The sequence below is a fragment of the Armatimonas sp. genome, assembly GCF_043757465.1.
Classification (GTDB): domain Bacteria; phylum Armatimonadota; class Armatimonadia; order Armatimonadales; family Armatimonadaceae; genus Armatimonas.
The window spans coordinates 1-15,903 of sequence record NZ_JAYVPL010000166.1 but is presented as its reverse complement, the minus strand read 5'-3'; the positions used below and the strand labels follow the sequence as shown (position 1 = coordinate 15,903).

The window sequence follows — 15,903 nt, the reverse complement described above, 5'->3', positions numbered from 1 at the left end:
CACGTTTACCTTGTGCCAGAATTGCCTGGCACTAAACGGGCATTATATCAGATAAGAACCCCCGCCTCCGTTCGAGGATGGCTTATTTCGGCGGCAGAGTGAGAATGACCGGGCCGTTTTCGGTGACGGCGATCGTGTGCTCCCAGTGGCAGGCGATGCTGCGGTCGGCGGAGACAATGGTCCAGGGGTCTTCGTCAATGTGCGCAACATCGGATTTTCCAAAGATCACCATGGGCTCGACACAGAAGGTCATCCCTAGCTGGATCACGGTCTTGTCGGCCTCGCTGCCCACGAAACACGGCACGTCCAGGCCATCTTCGTGCGGCTCACGGCCAATTCCATGCCCGACGAGCTCGCGCACGACACTCATGCCGTTTTTCTCCACATGGTTCTGGATCGCCCAGGAGACATCGCGCATGGTGTTGCCGGCGACGGCCTTCTCGATCCCCAGATACATTGCTTCCCGCGTGACCTGGTTGATCCTCTTGGCCTTGGGGAGCACTTTCTTACCGACAATCGTGCTGATCGTGGAGTCGGCGCACCAGCCATCGAGCTGCGCTGTCATGTCCAAGCTGACGAGCTCGCCCTCACGCAGACGCCGCTTTTTGTGGGGGATGCCGTGGATCACCTCATCGCCCACCGAGATGCAGCTGTTGTGCAGGTAGACATCCTCGGTCCAGGGCGGCTTGTAGCCAAAGAGCGCCGACTTTGCCCCGTAGCGCTTGAGTACCTCGCCTGCGATCTCATCGAGCTCACCGGTTGTTGTCTTGCCTGGCACAATCGCATCGCGCATGCTGCGCAGAGCTGCCGCCAGCGCGATTCCTGTCGCGCGCATCGCCTCGATCTCACCGGGCGTCTTGAGAGTCCACTTCTGAGCCACTTTTCTGACCATCCTCCATTAATCGAATAAACGCGTCCTCAAGGCTCAGCTGGGCCGGGATCACCGCGCGGATTTGTGCGCCGACTCCCACCAGTGCCGCCACCAGCGCCGAGATGTTCTCCGTTGCCACCGTCAGACGATTCTCCCGCTGCTCGGTCGCACCAAACGTTTCCGCTGCCTGAAACTGCGTCTCCGAAATGCCTTCCAACTCTACCACAACCGACGCGGGCTGCGCTGTGAGCTCGGCGAGTGTGCCCTGCTTTATAATCTGTCCGCGCCGGATAATAGCGATGGCATCACACGTCGTCTCGACTTCCGAGAGCAGGTGGGAGTTGAGCAAAACCGTGGTTCCCTTGGCCTTGAGCGCAAGAATCAGCTCACGCACAATGCGGCGACCGATGGGATCAAGCGCACTGGTCGGCTCATCTAGGATCACTACTCTAGGCCGATGTAGCACGGCTTGCGCCAGCCCGACCCGCTGCTGCATGCCCTTCGAGAACGCCTTCAGTGGCGTCTTCGCTTTTTCCGCCAGCCCGACCCGCTCCAGCGCTTCAGGAATGCGCGCCGCTCGCGTCTTGGCATCTAGTCCGTAGAGGCGCCCGTGCAGGTCTAAAAACTCCGTGGCCGTGAGAAACTCATGGAACTGGAATTTTTCGGGCAAGTAGCCGATAAAGCGCCGCGTCTTGCGATCCCCAATTGGCTTGCCTAGAACGGTTCCTGAGCCACCTGAAGGCCGGACATTGCCAAGAAGCATCCCAATCGTCGTGGTCTTGCCCGCACCGTTTGGCCCCAGAAACCCAAAGACCGCCCCTTCCGGCACACTCAAGTCCAGCGCCTCGACAGCGGCCTGCGCCGCGCCGGGATATATCTTGCGTAGCTGATGGGTTTCAAGGGCTAACATCTGCATCTTAAGAAACGGCTGACACCGCGGCGTTTATGACAGAAGTACGTCTAAAGGCAACTGTGACAGAGCGGGAAGTGCAGCGGGTCGCCCTACGGTCGTTTGCATCGCGTAGTGGGTGCCGCTCTGGGAGGCGGTGTGGAACCCGATCATTGCCTCGAGTACATGGCAAGCCAGATCGCCTGAGCAGCGGTGGGCGCGGCCTGTCTGAATGGCGATTGCGATATCTGCGGCTCCGATCCCACGGCTGTTGCTCGTAAAGCCATGCGTCAGCGCGATCTCTTCCCACTCCGCCTTGCCGCGCTTGAGCTTTACGGTGCCGCCAAAACCATTTGGGTCAGGAACGGCGAGCGTGCCCTCGGTGCCGAAGATGACAATAGGGGAGAACGGAGGAACACCATACACATCGAAGCTCTGGACAATTTGTGCGATGGTGCCATTCTCGAAATCAAGCACGCCGGAGTAGTGAGTGGGCACTTCGACATCAATAATCGTCCCCTCAAGCGGTTGGCTGGTGATCGTGCGCTGTGGGAAAGTGGTGCGGGTGCTTCCCGTGAGGCGCTTGATCGGGCCGAGCAGGTTGACGAGTGCCGTTAAATAATACGGTCCCATGTCCAGCATTGGGCCGCCGCCGGGCTTGTAGTAAAACTCGGGCGCGGGGTGCCAGGTCTCGTGGCCGCGTGAGAGCATGGTCGCTATCGCGGCCACGGGCTCGCCAATGGCTCCATCGTCAAGGAGCTTGCGGCAGGTCTGGTGCCCGCCGCCCAGAAACGTGTCCGGGGCGCAGCCGAGCCGTAGATTTTTCTCGCGTGCCAGTGCCACGAGCCCCGCGCCCTCGTCAGACGTGACGGCGAGCGGCTTCTCTAAGTGCACGTGCTTCCCTGATTCCAACGCCGCCTTGGTCACGGCGAAGTGCGCTTTGGGAATGGTGAGGTTGATGACTATTTCAATCTCCGGGTCGGCCAGCAGCGCGTCCACGGAGAGCGCACGGCAGCCGTTTTTCTCGGCGGCAGCTTCGGCGCGGGCCAGGTCGAGATCCGCACAGGCGGCAATCGAGAGAGTCGGGAAGATCTTGGTGGCGTTGAAGTAGGCTCCGGAGATCGCTCCACAGCCAATGACGCCGAATTTCACGGGACGCAGTTCGGACATGCCCTCAGGTTCGACACAGGGCGGGGTTTTCCTGCCGGGAATTGAAGCCTTGGCTCGGGAATTGAAGCCTTGGCTACCGATCCCGCGCGACGACATAATCTGCAAGCCGAATCAAGGCATCCCGATACGGTGAGTCAGAGAAGCGATTGAGCTCGCCTAGGGCGCGTTCCATGCGCCCTTGTGCTGCCGCACGAGCGACTTCGAAGCCGCCGTGACGCGCAATTGTAGCAGTGAGGGCAGCGACATCGGAGTCGGTGAGGGCTTGGCCGCGCTCCAGCGTGGCGAGAAGCTCGGTGCGGGTGGCGGCGTCGCAGTGCGCGAGTGTATGAATGAGCGGGAGTGTGACTCGGCCATCTTTGAGGTCCGTGCCTAGGGGCTTGCCGGTGCGTTTAGGGTCGCCCAGAAAGTCTAGCATATCGTCGGCGATCTGAAATGAGATTCCTAAATGGTGCCCGAAAGCGCGCATCGCCGCCGTTTCTTGCTCGGTGCCACCGCCCATGAGTGCGCCCGCCTCGGTGCAGCCTGCCAGAAACCGCGCCGTCTTGCGCTCAATGACCTGCTCGTAGGTGCTGAGATTCAGGTTCCAGTTACGCGCCACGGCGGCTTGCAGCACCTCGCCCTCCGCCATCGCAATCGTGACATCGGCAAAAAGCCGCACCATGGCAAGATTCTCTTCGTCGCGCGAGAGGAGCCAGATGGCTTTTGCCAGCAGAAAGTCGCCCGTCAAAATCGTGATGCTATTGCCGTAGACCGCGTTTGCCGTGGGCCGTCCCCGGCGCTCGGGCGCTTCGTCTACCACATCATCGTGCATGAGAGTCGCCATGTGGATCAGTTCCACAGCGGCGGCGGCGGAGTAGGCCTGACGCGTGTCAAACTTGCGGCCCACGCAGCGTGCAGCAAGAAGTGCGATGGCGGGGCGCAGGCGCTTGCCACCGGAGAGCAAGGTATGCCCGGAGATCGCGCGCACTTCTCCAATGTCGGAGTGCGTCTCTTCGAGCAGGCGTTCCTCAACCTTGGCCAAGTCGTCTTCGATGCACGCAAGCAGCCCTTCTGGGCGAGTGGCTGTCATATTTCGTTTCCTTTGAGCCCCTGGTGGATCACCACCGTTCCAAAATTGAGATCCGTCACACGAATGGAGTGCAGTCCCGCCGTTTCCATCAGGTCTGTCAGCTCCTCGCGGGAGTGAAAGGCATCAATCGAGGCGGGAAGATAGGCGTAGGCGCTGCGCCTGCCCGAGATCAGGCCTCCGATCAGGGGCATGAGCTTCTGGTAAATACCGTAACCCCAGGCAACGAGGGGATTTCTTGGACGATTAAACTCCAGAATCACCACGCACCCTCCGGGTTTGGTGACACGTGCCATCTCGGAAAGCCCACGCTGGATATCGGCTACATTACGAATCCCGAAGGCGACTGTCACCGCAGCGAAGTGCGCATCGGGGAAAGGGAGTGCTTGGGTGTCGGCCCACTGAAGCGTCACATTAGGGAACTCCACCACTTTGGGCTCGCCCCAGCGCAGCATCTCCCGGGAAAAATCCGTTCCGATCACCTCGCCACTTGGCCCGACCCAGTGTGCCAGCTCACAAGCGAAATCACCCGTCCCCGTGCAGACATCCAGCGCTCGGTCTCCCACCTTCAGATTTGTCTGGCGGGCCGCCACACGTCGCCAAGAACTATCGAGACGCAACGAGAGTACCGAATTCAGTAAGTCGTAGCGCGGCGCGATCGCATCGAACATCGCCTCGACGTACTCATGCTTGGTCTCGGGAGTGGGGAGCGGCTCAGGGGCGGGGCGTGTCATTTGCTTTCATCAGTTCTGGACTTTGTGAACATGTTCACAAAGTCTTGTAGTGGGATTATACCGTCCCTTACGGGGCAATGCAATGGTCTCCCCCTACAAATTTTGTTGTAGTCTTGCATCGTAAAGTAAGGTGTGATATAACCCTGAACGCCGTTCCCTTGTAGCTCAGCGGTAGAGCATTCGGCTGTTAACCGAAGGGTCACTGGTTCGAATCCAGTCGGGGGAGCTTTCCTGAGTTTCTCTTTTCGAGAGGTGCTGTTAAAATATTTAACAGCACCTCTTGTTGTTTTGGGGGGCACATAGTCGTGAACCACAAGGATAATAGAACCGTCGTCAAGAAATTAGGACGAGGAAAAACTATGACGAGACGACTAGCCTTTGCGGCTACCCTCACGCTGACCCTTGGTGCCCTGGCGGCGGAGCCCCAGAAAGTGCCCCGAAATCCGCCCGCGAAAAACAAACCATCCCAGAGCCTACCGGGGCAGGATTTTCTGAAGGCGAACTGTGTCGCCTGTCACAATAGCTCCACTAACGAAGGCAAGCTCGACCTGACGACACTGAAGCTCGAACAACTGGACAATCCCAAGGTCTTTGCTCTCTGGGTACGGGTGTACGACCGGGTCAGCAATGGCGAGATGCCGCCCAAAGACGTGGCCCCACCGAGCACTACTGCACGAGCGGCATTTCTGAAAAGTCTGGAAGCGCCGCTGATTGCAACCGACGACGCACGGGTGCGTCGTGAGGGGCGGGCGATCTGGCGGCGCATGAACCGCTACGAGTACGAGAACACGCTGCGTGACCTGCTCGATGCCCCCTGGCTACAAGTCAAAGAGATGCTCCCCGAGGACGGTGAGGTGTCGCGTTTTAATAAAATTGGCGAAGCACTTGATGTCTCGTATGTGCAGATGGGGCGCTATCTCGCTGCCGCAGAGTATGCGCTGCGGGAAGTGCTTGCTCGGGAGACCACTCGCCCGACAAGTACCCGACGGCGTTTCTATGCTCGTGAGCAAAATGCGTTCACGGGTAAGGTGAAGTTTGGCGTGTTCAATACCAGCCCCGAGCGCGCGACATTTCCGATGATTGGCAGTACTGCCGATATCCCTGCGCTAGAGGGCACGGCCCCCATGACCGTGGGAGCCGCAGACCCGCTGGTGCGTGAGCAAGAGGCAATGGGGGTTGTTGCCAGCACCTATGAGCCCCTAGAGATCAAGTTCAGTAGCTTTAAAGCTCCCGCCGCCGGACGCTACAAAGTCCGCCTGAAGGCCCACTCGTTCTGGGCCGCACCGGAGAGTGAGAAGCGCTGGTGGCGGCCCAGTCGGCAGCTTCTCTCTGCGGGACGTACCCAGGAGCCGGTGAGTCTCTACGCGGAGACACCGCCACGGCTCTTACGTAAGCTGGGAAATATCGAGACGGGGCCAGAGCCGTCTGTGAGTGAGCTGGATGTCTATTTGCTCAAGGGGGAGACAGTTCGGCCCGATGCGGTGCGCCTCTTCCGCTCACGCCCCCCAGGAAGCTGGCACAACCCGCTGGCACAAAAAGACGGACAGCCGGGAGTCGCGTTTCAGTGGCTCGAGGTGGAAGGCCCGATTATTGAGAGCTGGCCGAGCAGGGGGCACACACTGCTCTTTGGCGACCTGCCGCTCAAGATGGGGGCAAAGGGCAGGGTCGAAGTTCTCTCCAGTAACCCGAGCGCCGATTTGGAGCGCTTGCTACGGGGCTTCCTGACGCGTACCTACCGTCGCCCGGTACGCCCCGAAGACATCCAGCCGTTTCTAAAGCTCGCACAGGCTGCTCTCGTCGGTGGCGATAGTTTTACCGATGCACTAGTGACGACCTACTCGGCTGTGCTGTGCTCGCCCGCGTTTGTGACACTGGAGGAGAAGCCAGGGCCGCTGAATGACCACGCGCTGGCGACTCGTCTGGCCTACTTCCTCGGGAACTCAGAGCCCGATGTGGCGCTCCGCTCGCTGGCCGATCAAAAAGCACTGCGAAAACCGGGCACACTCTCTGCCCAGACCGAGCGCCTGCTGACTGACCCAAAGTCCCAGCGCTTTGTTGAGGCTTTTCTGGACTACTGGCTCGATCTGCGCAAGATCAATAACACCTCACCCGATGCTGAGCTCTACCCCGATTACTATCTGGATGACTATCTGGTGGAGTCGGCGACCGAGGAGACTCAGCGCTTCTTTTCGGAGCTTGTCAGAAACAACCTGCCTGCCCGCAACTTGGTGGCATCGGACTTTGTGATGGTCAATCAGCGCCTAGCGGAGCACTACGGTCTGCCCGGAGTGAAAGGCATTGCGCTACGCAAAGTTGTGCTGCCACCCGACTCACCGCGTGGTGGTCTGCTTACCCAGACCAGCATCCTAAAGGTGACGGCCAATGGGACAACTACCTCGCCGGTGCTGCGTGGTGCCTGGATCATGGAGCGCATTTTGGGCCAGCCGGTTCCCCCGCCGCCTGCTGCCGTGCCCGCCGTGGAGCCCGATACCCGTGGCGCGGTGACGATCCGCCAGCAGCTCGACAAGCACCGCACCAACGCCTCTTGCAATCGCTGCCACGCCAAGATGGATCCGGCGGGCTTCGCGCTGGAGAGCTTCGATGTTGCAGGCGGCTGGCGCGAGCGCTACCGTGCACTGGGCGAGGGCGCAAAAGTGGCGGGTTATGGCAAGAATGGTCAGCCTTTCGAGTTCCATCCCGCGCAGCCGATTGACGCCACGGGAGTCCTGCCCGATGGCCGCCACTTCCAGGATGTCCGTGAGCTAAAAACACTCCTCCTCAAAGATGACCGCCAGCTTGCGCGGAATCTTGTGCGCCAGCTTGTTGTCTACGCCACGGGCGCACCGATACGTTTCGGGGATCGTCCCAAGATCGAGGCCATCCTCGCCCGCGCCGCCCCCAGCCGCTATGGCGTCAAGTCTCTGATCCATGCTATCGTGGAAAGTGAGCTCTTCCAAAACAAATAAATGCCGACAAATATGCCCATGAAAAATGTCTATATCTCCACTCTGCGCCCTCTCTCACGCCGCCATCTGCTGCGAGGAACGGGCATTCTTCTTGGTCTGCCGCTTCTGGAGGCGATGCAGCCCGCGTTTGCCCGCGCCGCCGCGCCCGCGCCACCCCGTCGTTTTCTGGGCATCTGCAATAATTTAGGGCTGCTCCCGGAGAAGTTCTTCCCGGATGCCACCCAGACCGGGCGTGGCTACGCGCTCTCGCCCTATCTGGAGCATCTCAAAGACTATCGCGACGAGTTCACGGTTCTGAGCGGTGTCTGGCACCCGGATGTGGACGGGGGCCATCCGGCGGACAACTGCTTTCTGACGGCGGCACCGCACCCGGGCAGTGGCGGTTTTCGCAACACAATCTCCCTGGATCAGTTTATCGCCGAGCGCTTGGGGCACTTAACACGGTTTCCCTCGCTGACTCTGGGGGTCAATGTGCAACAAGGCGCACGTAGCCTCTCCTGGACCGGTGGGGGCGTGCTGATTCCCTGCGAGGAGAAACCCTCCCAGGTCTTCAAGAAGCTCTTTCTGCGCGGCTCGGATGAGGAGATCAAGGAGCAGATGCGGCGGCTCGCTCTCGGGCGGAGCATCATGGATAGCATTGCCGAGCAGACTCGTGGCCTCCAGAAGGGCATCGGTACCCGCGACAAAGAGCGGCTCGATCAGTACCTCACGGGCGTGCGCGACTTAGAGAAACGCCTCGCCATGGCCGCCGAGTGGGAGACAAAGCCCAAGCCCGCGGTGAAAGAGAAGCCGCCGCTCGACCCCGCCGATCCTCGTGAGTACATGGATAAAGTGCGCCTCCTGTACGACATGGCACGCCTCGCTTTCGAGACCGACTCCACCCGCGCGATCACGCTCCTGCTCGATAGTGTTAACTCTCCCGCGATTCAAGTGGCGGGGCAGGCTGTCAGTGATGGGTACCATAACCTCTCGCACCACGGCAAGACCCCGGCCAAGCTCGCGCAGCTTGAGCGGATTGATCGTGAGCACATGAAGCTGCTCCATCAGCTCTTTGGCGACCTGAAAGCGCGCAAGGAAGACGGCGAGAGCCTGCTGGATCGGACGATGATTCTCTATGGCAGCAACCTGGGCAACGCTAACACGCATGTCACGACGAATCTGCCTGTACTCTTTGCCGGGGGAGGCTTTAAGCACGGCCAGCACCTCGGCTTCGACCGGGAGCGCAACTACCCGCTCCCGAATCTTTTTGTCAATGTTTTGCAGCGTTTCGGGCTGGAAGCGGATCACTTTGCCACGAGTACGGGGACGCTGCGTGGTCTGGAAGTGGCGTGATTCTCTGGCCGGACAGGGTCGTGATAGAATAATTCGACGATGCGCGACGGTTGATTTTGCAACCGCCGCGCGTTTTTTCACATCTTAGGGATCGAGGGAACTAATCGGTATGTTGCTGGGGACGCAGCGAGTAAACGCACAGGGGCACTTGGAGATCGGGAGCTGCGACACGCTCGCGCTGGCCGAGGAGTTTGGCACGCCACTCTACGTGATGGACGAGGCGCTGATCCGCCAGAACTGTCGCCGCTTCACACAGGTTTTTACCGAGCGCTATCCGGGCGAGGTGGAGGTCTCGTTTGCGGGGAAGGCGTTCCTGACCATGGCGATGGTGCGCCTTGTCGAACAAGAAGGACTCGCACTCGATGTGGCATCGGGCGGCGAGCTCTACACCGCGCTCAAGGCGGGCTTTCCGGCGGAGCGGCTTCTCTACCACGGCAACTTCAAGAGCGACGAGGAGCTTCGGCTCGGTGTGGAAGCCGGAGTGGGGCACTTTGTAGTAGACAATCCTTATGAGCTGCGGCGCCTCTCGGAGCTGGCGGCGGCGCAGGGCAAGACCCAGGCAATTCTGCTGCGAGTGACCCCCGGAATTGATCCCCATACCCACGCTAAGATCTCCACCGGCCAGGAAGACAGCAAGTTCGGTATCAGTGTCGCCTCCGGTCTGGCGCTTGCCACGGTCAAAGACGCGCTCTCGCTGCCGGGCATTGACTTCCGGGGAATCCACTGCCATATCGGCTCACAGCTCCTCGACAGCCATACCCACGAAGACGCGGCGGAGATCATGGTGAGCTTTCTGGCCGAGATTCGCGCCGCGACGGGCTTTGTCTGCGCCGAGCTGGATATCGGAGGTGGTCTGGGCGTGCGCTACCTGCCCAGTCACAACCCGCCCAGCTACGAGGAGTTCGCGGACTCCGTGGTGGCCGCCGTGGTGGGAGCACTGAAAAAATACGACCTGCCTACCCCGCGCCTGATGCTGGAGCCGGGCCGTGCGCTGGTCGCCGAAGCTGGAACCACTCTCTACACCGTCGGCCCGATCAAGCAGATCGAGCTGGCGGAGCGCACCAAGACCTTTGTTTCCGTGGATGGTGGCCTCTCGGACAACCCGCGCCCGGTGATGTACGATGCCCGGTACTCCGTGCTGGTGGCTGGGCGCGCGGCGCAAGCAAAAGACAAGGTCGTGACAGTCTCTGGCAAGCACTGCGAGACCGACACGCTCTTCCCCGATCTTGCACTGGGCGAGATTCACTCCGGCGACATCCTCGCGGTGCAGACCACGGGAGCCTACAATCATGGTATGGCAAGTAACTACAACCGTTTCCGCCGACCTGCGGTGGTCTTTGTTCAAAACGGACAGGCCGATATTGTCTGGGAGCGGGAGAGCTACGACGATTTGCTGCGACAGGAGCGGCTCCCGCAGCGCTTTTTGGAGAGTTAAAAAATGAAAGATTTTCTGCTTCACACACTGCACTCCGTTGGGCTGTCCGAGCAAGCCCTGCCCTGGTGGTTCTGGCTGATGATGCTTATCGGGATCATCTCCTCAACCGTTGTGCATGAGTTTGGTCACGCCTGGATGGCGGATAAGCTGGGCGACCCGGGGCCACGTGAGCAAAGGCGGCTTACTCTCAACCCTATCGCGCACTTCGATCCCCTGGGCTTTACCCTGATGGTGGTAACGACATTTTTGAAGATGCCACTCGGTTGGGGCAAGCCGGTCAAGACCGATCCCGATAAGTTCACGGCAGTGGGCCGACGGACAGGAATGGCGCTGGTGGCGATTGCGGGGCCGCTGATGAACCTGTTATTAGCCTTTCTCCTCTCGTTTATTGTCCGCCTGGCATTTGGTGGGAGCCTGGGGAGCCTGCCACACTGGTTTGAGTATGTCTTTATCGGCATGATTATCGCCACGATGATCAATATTCTGGTCTTTGCCGAGAACCTGATTCCCGTGCACCCGATGGATGCCTCCCATGTGGTCGCCGCGCTCCTGCCCGAAGGTTTGGGCCGAATCTATGTGGCTTTCATGCAGAAATTTGGCTTTTTTCTTCTGTTGGCACTCTCGTATTTCGAGGTGATCGGAGCCTTTCTCCTGCCGATTGTTAAGTTCTTCATCCGTCTGCTGCTGCCCATGTTGCCCGTCGGCTAGATCTCCCCAAAATGCAAAAAAAACGACTGCTCTCTGGGATGCAGCCGACCGGTGGTGGGCGGCTGCATCTGGGTAACTACGAAGGCGCACTCAAGCCCTGGACAAGGCTCCAGGACGACTACGAGATGTTTTGCTTCGTCGCCGACTGGCACGCCTTCACCACGCTCACCGCCGCTCCCACCGATATTGCCGCCGCAAGCCGTGAGGTGGTACTCGACTACCTCTCCGCCGGGCTGGATCCTGAGAAGTGCGCGATTTTTCGCCAGAGCCAGGTTCCCCAGCACGCCGAGCTTGCCGTGCTCCTCGGCATGGTGACACCTGTCTCCTGGCTAGAGCGCGTTCCCACCTACAAAGAGAAGCGTGAGTTTGTGAGCGAGGGTGGCGGCGACTCGGGGCCGAGTTTCGGGCTTTTAGGCTACCCCGTGCTCCAGACTGCCGATATTATTGTCTACCGTGCGCATGTTGTGCCGGTGGGAAAAGATCAGGCACCGCACCTGGAGATCAGCCGTGAGATCGCCCGGCGCTTCAACCATCTCGTGGGTGAGGAGATCTTCCCAATTCCTGATGCGCTCATCTCCGAGGCGACCGGTGTCCTGCCCGGGCTAGATGCCGATGAGAGTGGGCAGCTTCGTAAGATGAGCAAGAGCTATAACAACTGCATCTATCTCACCCATACGCCAGAGGAAGTAGTGACGCGGCTCAAGACAGCCTTCACGACTCCCACCAAGATTCGCAAAGATGATCCCGGCATTCCCGAGGGCTGCGCCGTTTGTCAGCTCCGCAAACTCTACGATCCGGCGGGCTTCCAGCCGCAGTGGGACGAGTGCCGCTCAGGAGCACGGGGCTGTGTACAGAGCAAGCGCGAGACCGCCGAGATTCTCAACGCCATGCTGGACCCCATCCGTCAGCGTCGCGCCCTCTACGGAAACGACCCGGCGGAGCTGGATCGCTTGCTCAAACGCGGGGCGGAAAAAGCGACCGAGGTTGCCGAGGAGACCCTCCAGCATGTCCGCCGCGCACTGCGCTTGGTCTGATCGGAATACTGATGTAGACACTGGTGCGGGGCGCGTTGCTGAGAGCGGGCAGTGGAATCGGTTGCTGGCTGAGGATTGCTTTCTGAACCTGGCTTTGATAGAGCGCATCGGCGAGGGGGCGTGCGGCCTCCTGAACAAGCTCACGATCTCCGCTTTGACAGGCGAGTATCAGGATCGCTGTCAGCTCCACATCAAAGCTTTTAAGGGGAGAGAGTGCTCTGAGGGCGGCAAGAAAGCGTTCGCGGAGCTCCTGGCTGACCGCAGGAGGAAGCGCCTTGCGAGATGCAGTGAAGGACTCCCCAGAAATAAGAATGGTGCTGGGAACGGTTGTCCCCCCCCAGTAGAGGCAGGCGAGTGTGCGTACCTTGTCTGTGGGGCTTTCCTGATCGGTTGCCCGTATCGAAATCAGAGGATCTCCGAAGTGGAACTGAAGGACAATCGCTCCATGGTAGCTTTCCGATCGCCCTCCCTCCGGGCCACGCATGAGAGCAAATTCCAGGCGAGATTCAAGGGCTTTTTGAAGTGCGCGGCGCGGCCCTTTGTCCCAGAGACTCACCACCAGGCGAGGTGCCAAAAAGATATCGGGACTCTCGAGGCGCTGGATTTCAAGCGGGGTCAGGGTGATTCGTGCGAGAAGCTGCTGTGCTTGCGGCGAGCTACCCTGGTAGCGAAATTCCCCCAGAGCCTCGCGTGCCTTCTGGGGGGCGTTCATTGCCAGGTACTGCTCCGCTACGGCAGTACGCTCAAGGCTCTCCTGGTTCGTGGGGAAATCACTATTTTGCAGGCTTATCATGGCTTTGTCGAGTGTTTTCAGAGCAAGGTCATGGTTCCCTTGGTGGTGCTGAATCCAGGCGAGACGCCGCCAGAAATATGGCGCGGGTCTGCCATCTTTCTCCACGCGACGCTGTGCTTCCTCAAGCAGGAGCGCAAGCTGTGCCGCCCCTGTTTCGGGTAAGGGGGGCAGGGGCAGGGGAGGAGGGGCGCTCCTGGGTGGTGAGCAACCGGCTAAAAGAGCGATTCCTGCGATGCCTAGCAGGGGAAGGGTAGGGGGCAGAGGAGCTTGCATCTATCAAAAACCTGGCGGGGTATCTCTCATGCGGGTATTTGGGATATACTTTCGGTATGCAGTATAGCCGCTTTGTCGCGTTTATGGCAGTGAGTTGCCTTAGTCTCCCCCTGCTTGCTCAGGTAACAACGCTGGCGGGAGTCTCCTACGATCCCGTTGCGCCTCTGCAGACGAGGCTTACCCAGCGCAAGGATGCTGAGGGAAAGCCACTCTCACTCTATAATTTGACGTTCTCAGGTGGGGGGGAGGCGAGTGTCCCCGCGCTGGTCTCCGTTCCCGTTGCTGCGGCAAACGGCAAGCGCCCTGCGGTCATTCTGCTCCACGGCCTGGGCGGTGATAAGAACCAGCTCCAGGCACTGGCGATGTTGCTGAATGGCAAGGGCTACCTCACGGTGGCTATTGATGTGGCCGGGCATGGGGACCGGCCCCGGGTGAATGGCAAGCCCATTGCGGAGCAGGATCTGGCGGGGATGCGCACCGTGGCGGCGCAGACCGTGCAGGACCTGCGGCGCACGGTGGATTATCTCGCCACGCGCCCTGATGTGGATGTGAGGCGTATTGGCTTTGTGGGTGTCTCGCTGGGCGGCGTGCTGGGCGCACGCTTCTTGGCCGATGAGCCACGGGTGGCCGCAGCTGCTCTCTGGGTGGCGGGTGGCGACTGGGGAACCCTCATTACGACCAGTGCCCATCCCTTTGCGAAGCGCTTCCGCGACAGTGGCGAGACCGATGCGGCAAAAATTCGGACTGCTCTCGCCGACGTGGACCCGGTGCCCGCAATCAGCCGCGCTGCCCCGCGCCCCTTGCTCTTTCTCACAGGAGCCACCGACGATGTCGTGCCTCGGGCGTGCAGTGACGCACTTTTTGCCGCCGCGAAAGAGCCCAAGCAACGAGTTATCTTGCCGGGAGGGCATATCCCTAATCTTTTTGATATGGCCAGCCGTACCATTACGTTCCTTGAGAAGGGGCTCAGCAAGCCCCCGATGCCCAGCCGTAGCAAGCTCTAATCGGAGAGACCGAGGCCAGAGTCTATACCGTTGCGGACGAGTGCGCGGGCACGGTGGAGGCGGGATTTGACGGCGGCAACGGTGATTCCGAGGCGCTCTGCCACCACGCTCGCGGGGAGGTCTTCTAGGTCGCGCAGCTCGTACACCTCGCGGTAGACGGGAGGGAGCGCCTGCATCACGCGCAGAAGGCAAGCTTTGGTCTCCGCCTCTATGACCTGCGTCTCCGGTGAGGGAATCCCTGACTCTAGTTCCAGTCCCCGCTCACTCAGCTCCGCGAGGTGGAGCACCGGAGCCAGTGCCTCACGGCGCTTCAGACGGCCACAGGTTCGGCGAGCAATAATGGCCAGCCAGCTCTGGAAGGCGGCCTCATCATGGAGCTGATGCAGAGCGCGGTAGGCACTGAGCAGCGACTCCACGAGCACATCTTCGGCGTCGTCCGGGTTGCCGCACATCCGTACCATCTGCCGATAGACCGCATCTTTGTGCCGGGCCATGAGCTGGTCGAATTCCATAGTTGCATAGTACCCTACGAAAAAACGGCAGAGATTTCTCCCTGCCGTTATTGCGTTATCGTGGGGGAGACGGATGGTAGGTATGCATCCCCGCCATTCCCTTTTTGACGAAGTCACTGACGGCTTGTGCATGGCTCTGAAGGAGCTTGACCGTGTACGCATTGTCTGAGGTCTTGATCACTTTCACCCCGCGCTTCGTGGGAATTACCGTGATCTTGATCTTGTCCGCGTTCTGAAACAGTGCGGCAAAGAGCGGATCGCCTTGACGAATAGGCTGGTTTTTCTCCAACCGGGTCTTCATCGCTGCCACATGCTCTTGTAGCAGTTCCACGGTCTTGGGGTCACTCGACTCGGTGACCGCTTCGATCCCATTGGGCAGAATCTTCACCGTCCGGCTGATGGTGCCTGACTGAGCGAACAGGGAATGGATCGTTCCCATGTCCGCCATGCCGCCACCTCTGATGCCCATGCCACGGCCCATCTGCTTCCTGTTCATGTGGCCCATCATTCCCATTCCGCCTCCCCCCATTCCCATCATGGGGCAGTCTCTACTGCCTTGCTGGGCCAAAGCAGCTCCGCTGGCAACGAGAAGCGTTGCTAGGGCAAACAAACCTGCGGGAAAGACCCGCAACTCACGTCGAATAGTCATTCTAAAACTCCCTTCGCTCACCTGACAGTTACTCCGAAATTTTGCTACTCGCGCTATTCTCATCTTTGTGAAATCCTCCTACAAAGACAGAGGCTGCTAGACTCGGAAAGGATTCAGGTCAGGATAAAATCTCTGAAATCGAAGGTCGGTCTGCGGGATCGTCGCTGGGGTGGGCAAAGAGAACTATACCCTGCTGGTCAATGAGAAAGTCACCGCCGAGCTGGTAGGGATTGCCCCGCACCGGCATGAGCTTGCGGCCCTTTGCCAGCAGACGGAAGTAGTAGAGAAACATCTTCGGATGCCACGCCGCCAGCACCGACGAGCCCAAGCCAAACGCCGTGTAGGCAGGGCGCTTGGGATCAAGGAGCGTGACGACTCCCCCCGCTAAAGCTGGGGGCTTCTTGGGAAATCCATGAGGCAATCCTCTTGATTAACTCCCAAAGGCTCCGTCCGAGCCGTAGGCAAAG

The 15,903-nt window shown here is 59.9% G+C and carries 15 protein-coding genes and 1 tRNA gene; 7 read left to right on the top strand and 9 right to left on the bottom strand.

Going from position 1 to position 15,903, the window contains the following annotated elements:
* Positions 1–82: 82 nt before the first annotated feature.
* The 5 genes from map to ubiE form a co-directional block, all read right to left on the bottom strand.
* Positions 83–880 (bottom strand): type I methionyl aminopeptidase, encoded by a 798-nt coding sequence (gene map / locus ACH2ED_RS23750; protein WP_395095235.1) that lies wholly within the window; start codon positions 878–880, stop codon positions 83–85.
* The gene (locus ACH2ED_RS23745; protein WP_395095234.1) at positions 846–1,781 is read right to left on the bottom strand and encodes an ABC transporter ATP-binding protein; all 936 of its coding nucleotides are present in this window, start codon (positions 1,779–1,781) and stop codon (positions 846–848) included. Before ACH2ED_RS23745 ends, map begins: the two co-directional genes overlap by 35 nt.
* Before the next feature lie 33 nt (positions 1,782–1,814).
* On the bottom strand, positions 1,815–2,930 hold the full coding sequence (locus ACH2ED_RS23740; RefSeq protein WP_395095233.1) for a Gfo/Idh/MocA family protein: 1,116 nt from the start codon (positions 2,928–2,930) through the stop codon (positions 1,815–1,817).
* A gap of 73 nt (positions 2,931–3,003) precedes the next feature.
* Positions 3,004–3,999, bottom strand: coding sequence for a polyprenyl synthetase family protein (locus ACH2ED_RS23735; RefSeq protein ID WP_395095232.1), 996 nt, complete (start codon positions 3,997–3,999; stop codon positions 3,004–3,006).
* Positions 3,996–4,730, bottom strand: coding sequence for a bifunctional demethylmenaquinone methyltransferase/2-methoxy-6-polyprenyl-1,4-benzoquinol methylase UbiE (gene ubiE / locus ACH2ED_RS23730; RefSeq protein WP_395095231.1), 735 nt, complete (start codon positions 4,728–4,730; stop codon positions 3,996–3,998). The genes ACH2ED_RS23735 and ubiE overlap by 4 nt, the downstream gene beginning before the upstream one ends.
* A 154-nt stretch (positions 4,731–4,884) precedes the next feature.
* Between ubiE and ACH2ED_RS23725 the strand changes: the two genes are divergently transcribed.
* The 6 genes from ACH2ED_RS23725 (at position 4,885) to trpS (ending at position 12,205) form a co-directional block, all read left to right on the top strand.
* Positions 4,885–4,956: transfer RNA gene (locus tag ACH2ED_RS23725), tRNA-Asn, on the top strand.
* Positions 4,957–5,089: 133 nt separating this feature from the next.
* The gene (locus ACH2ED_RS23720) at positions 5,090–7,696 is read left to right on the top strand and encodes a DUF1592 domain-containing protein (protein ID WP_395095230.1); all 2,607 of its coding nucleotides are present in this window, start codon (positions 5,090–5,092) and stop codon (positions 7,694–7,696) included.
* A gap of 18 nt (positions 7,697–7,714) precedes the next feature.
* The gene (locus ACH2ED_RS23715) at positions 7,715–9,028 is read left to right on the top strand and encodes a DUF1552 domain-containing protein (protein ID WP_395095229.1); all 1,314 of its coding nucleotides are present in this window, start codon (positions 7,715–7,717) and stop codon (positions 9,026–9,028) included.
* A 109-nt stretch (positions 9,029–9,137) separates the two neighbouring features.
* A complete protein-coding gene (gene lysA, locus ACH2ED_RS23710) occupies positions 9,138–10,463 on the top strand; it encodes a diaminopimelate decarboxylase (protein ID WP_395095228.1) in 1,326 nt (441 codons plus the stop codon).
* Between the two features lie 3 nt (positions 10,464–10,466).
* Positions 10,467–11,171, top strand: coding sequence for a site-2 protease family protein (locus tag ACH2ED_RS23705; RefSeq protein WP_395095227.1), 705 nt, complete (start codon positions 10,467–10,469; stop codon positions 11,169–11,171).
* Between the two features lie 11 nt (positions 11,172–11,182).
* Positions 11,183–12,205 (top strand): tryptophan--tRNA ligase, encoded by a 1,023-nt coding sequence (gene trpS / locus ACH2ED_RS23700; protein ID WP_395095226.1) that lies wholly within the window; start codon positions 11,183–11,185, stop codon positions 12,203–12,205.
* Here trpS and ACH2ED_RS23695 read toward each other — a convergent pair.
* The gene (locus ACH2ED_RS23695; protein ID WP_395095225.1) at positions 12,126–13,271 is read right to left on the bottom strand and encodes a hypothetical protein; all 1,146 of its coding nucleotides are present in this window, start codon (positions 13,269–13,271) and stop codon (positions 12,126–12,128) included. The two genes, trpS and ACH2ED_RS23695, sit on opposite strands and share 80 nt — an antisense overlap.
* A 56-nt stretch (positions 13,272–13,327) precedes the next feature.
* Here ACH2ED_RS23695 and ACH2ED_RS23690 point away from each other — a divergent pair, with 56 nt between their 5' ends.
* Positions 13,328–14,275, top strand: coding sequence for an alpha/beta hydrolase (locus ACH2ED_RS23690; RefSeq protein ID WP_395095224.1), 948 nt, complete (start codon positions 13,328–13,330; stop codon positions 14,273–14,275).
* Here ACH2ED_RS23690 and ACH2ED_RS23685 read toward each other — a convergent pair.
* The 3 genes from ACH2ED_RS23685 to ACH2ED_RS23675 form a co-directional block, all read right to left on the bottom strand.
* The gene (locus ACH2ED_RS23685; protein WP_395095223.1) at positions 14,272–14,787 is read right to left on the bottom strand and encodes an RNA polymerase sigma factor; all 516 of its coding nucleotides are present in this window, start codon (positions 14,785–14,787) and stop codon (positions 14,272–14,274) included. The two genes, ACH2ED_RS23690 and ACH2ED_RS23685, sit on opposite strands and share 4 nt — an antisense overlap.
* 55 nt (positions 14,788–14,842) lie before the next feature.
* A complete protein-coding gene (locus ACH2ED_RS23680) occupies positions 14,843–15,436 on the bottom strand; it encodes a hypothetical protein (RefSeq protein WP_395095222.1) in 594 nt (197 codons plus the stop codon).
* A 118-nt stretch (positions 15,437–15,554) separates the two neighbouring features.
* Positions 15,555–15,857, bottom strand: coding sequence for an AhpC/TSA family protein (locus ACH2ED_RS23675; protein WP_395095221.1), 303 nt, complete (start codon positions 15,855–15,857; stop codon positions 15,555–15,557).
* Between the last annotated feature and the right edge of the window lie 46 nt (positions 15,858–15,903).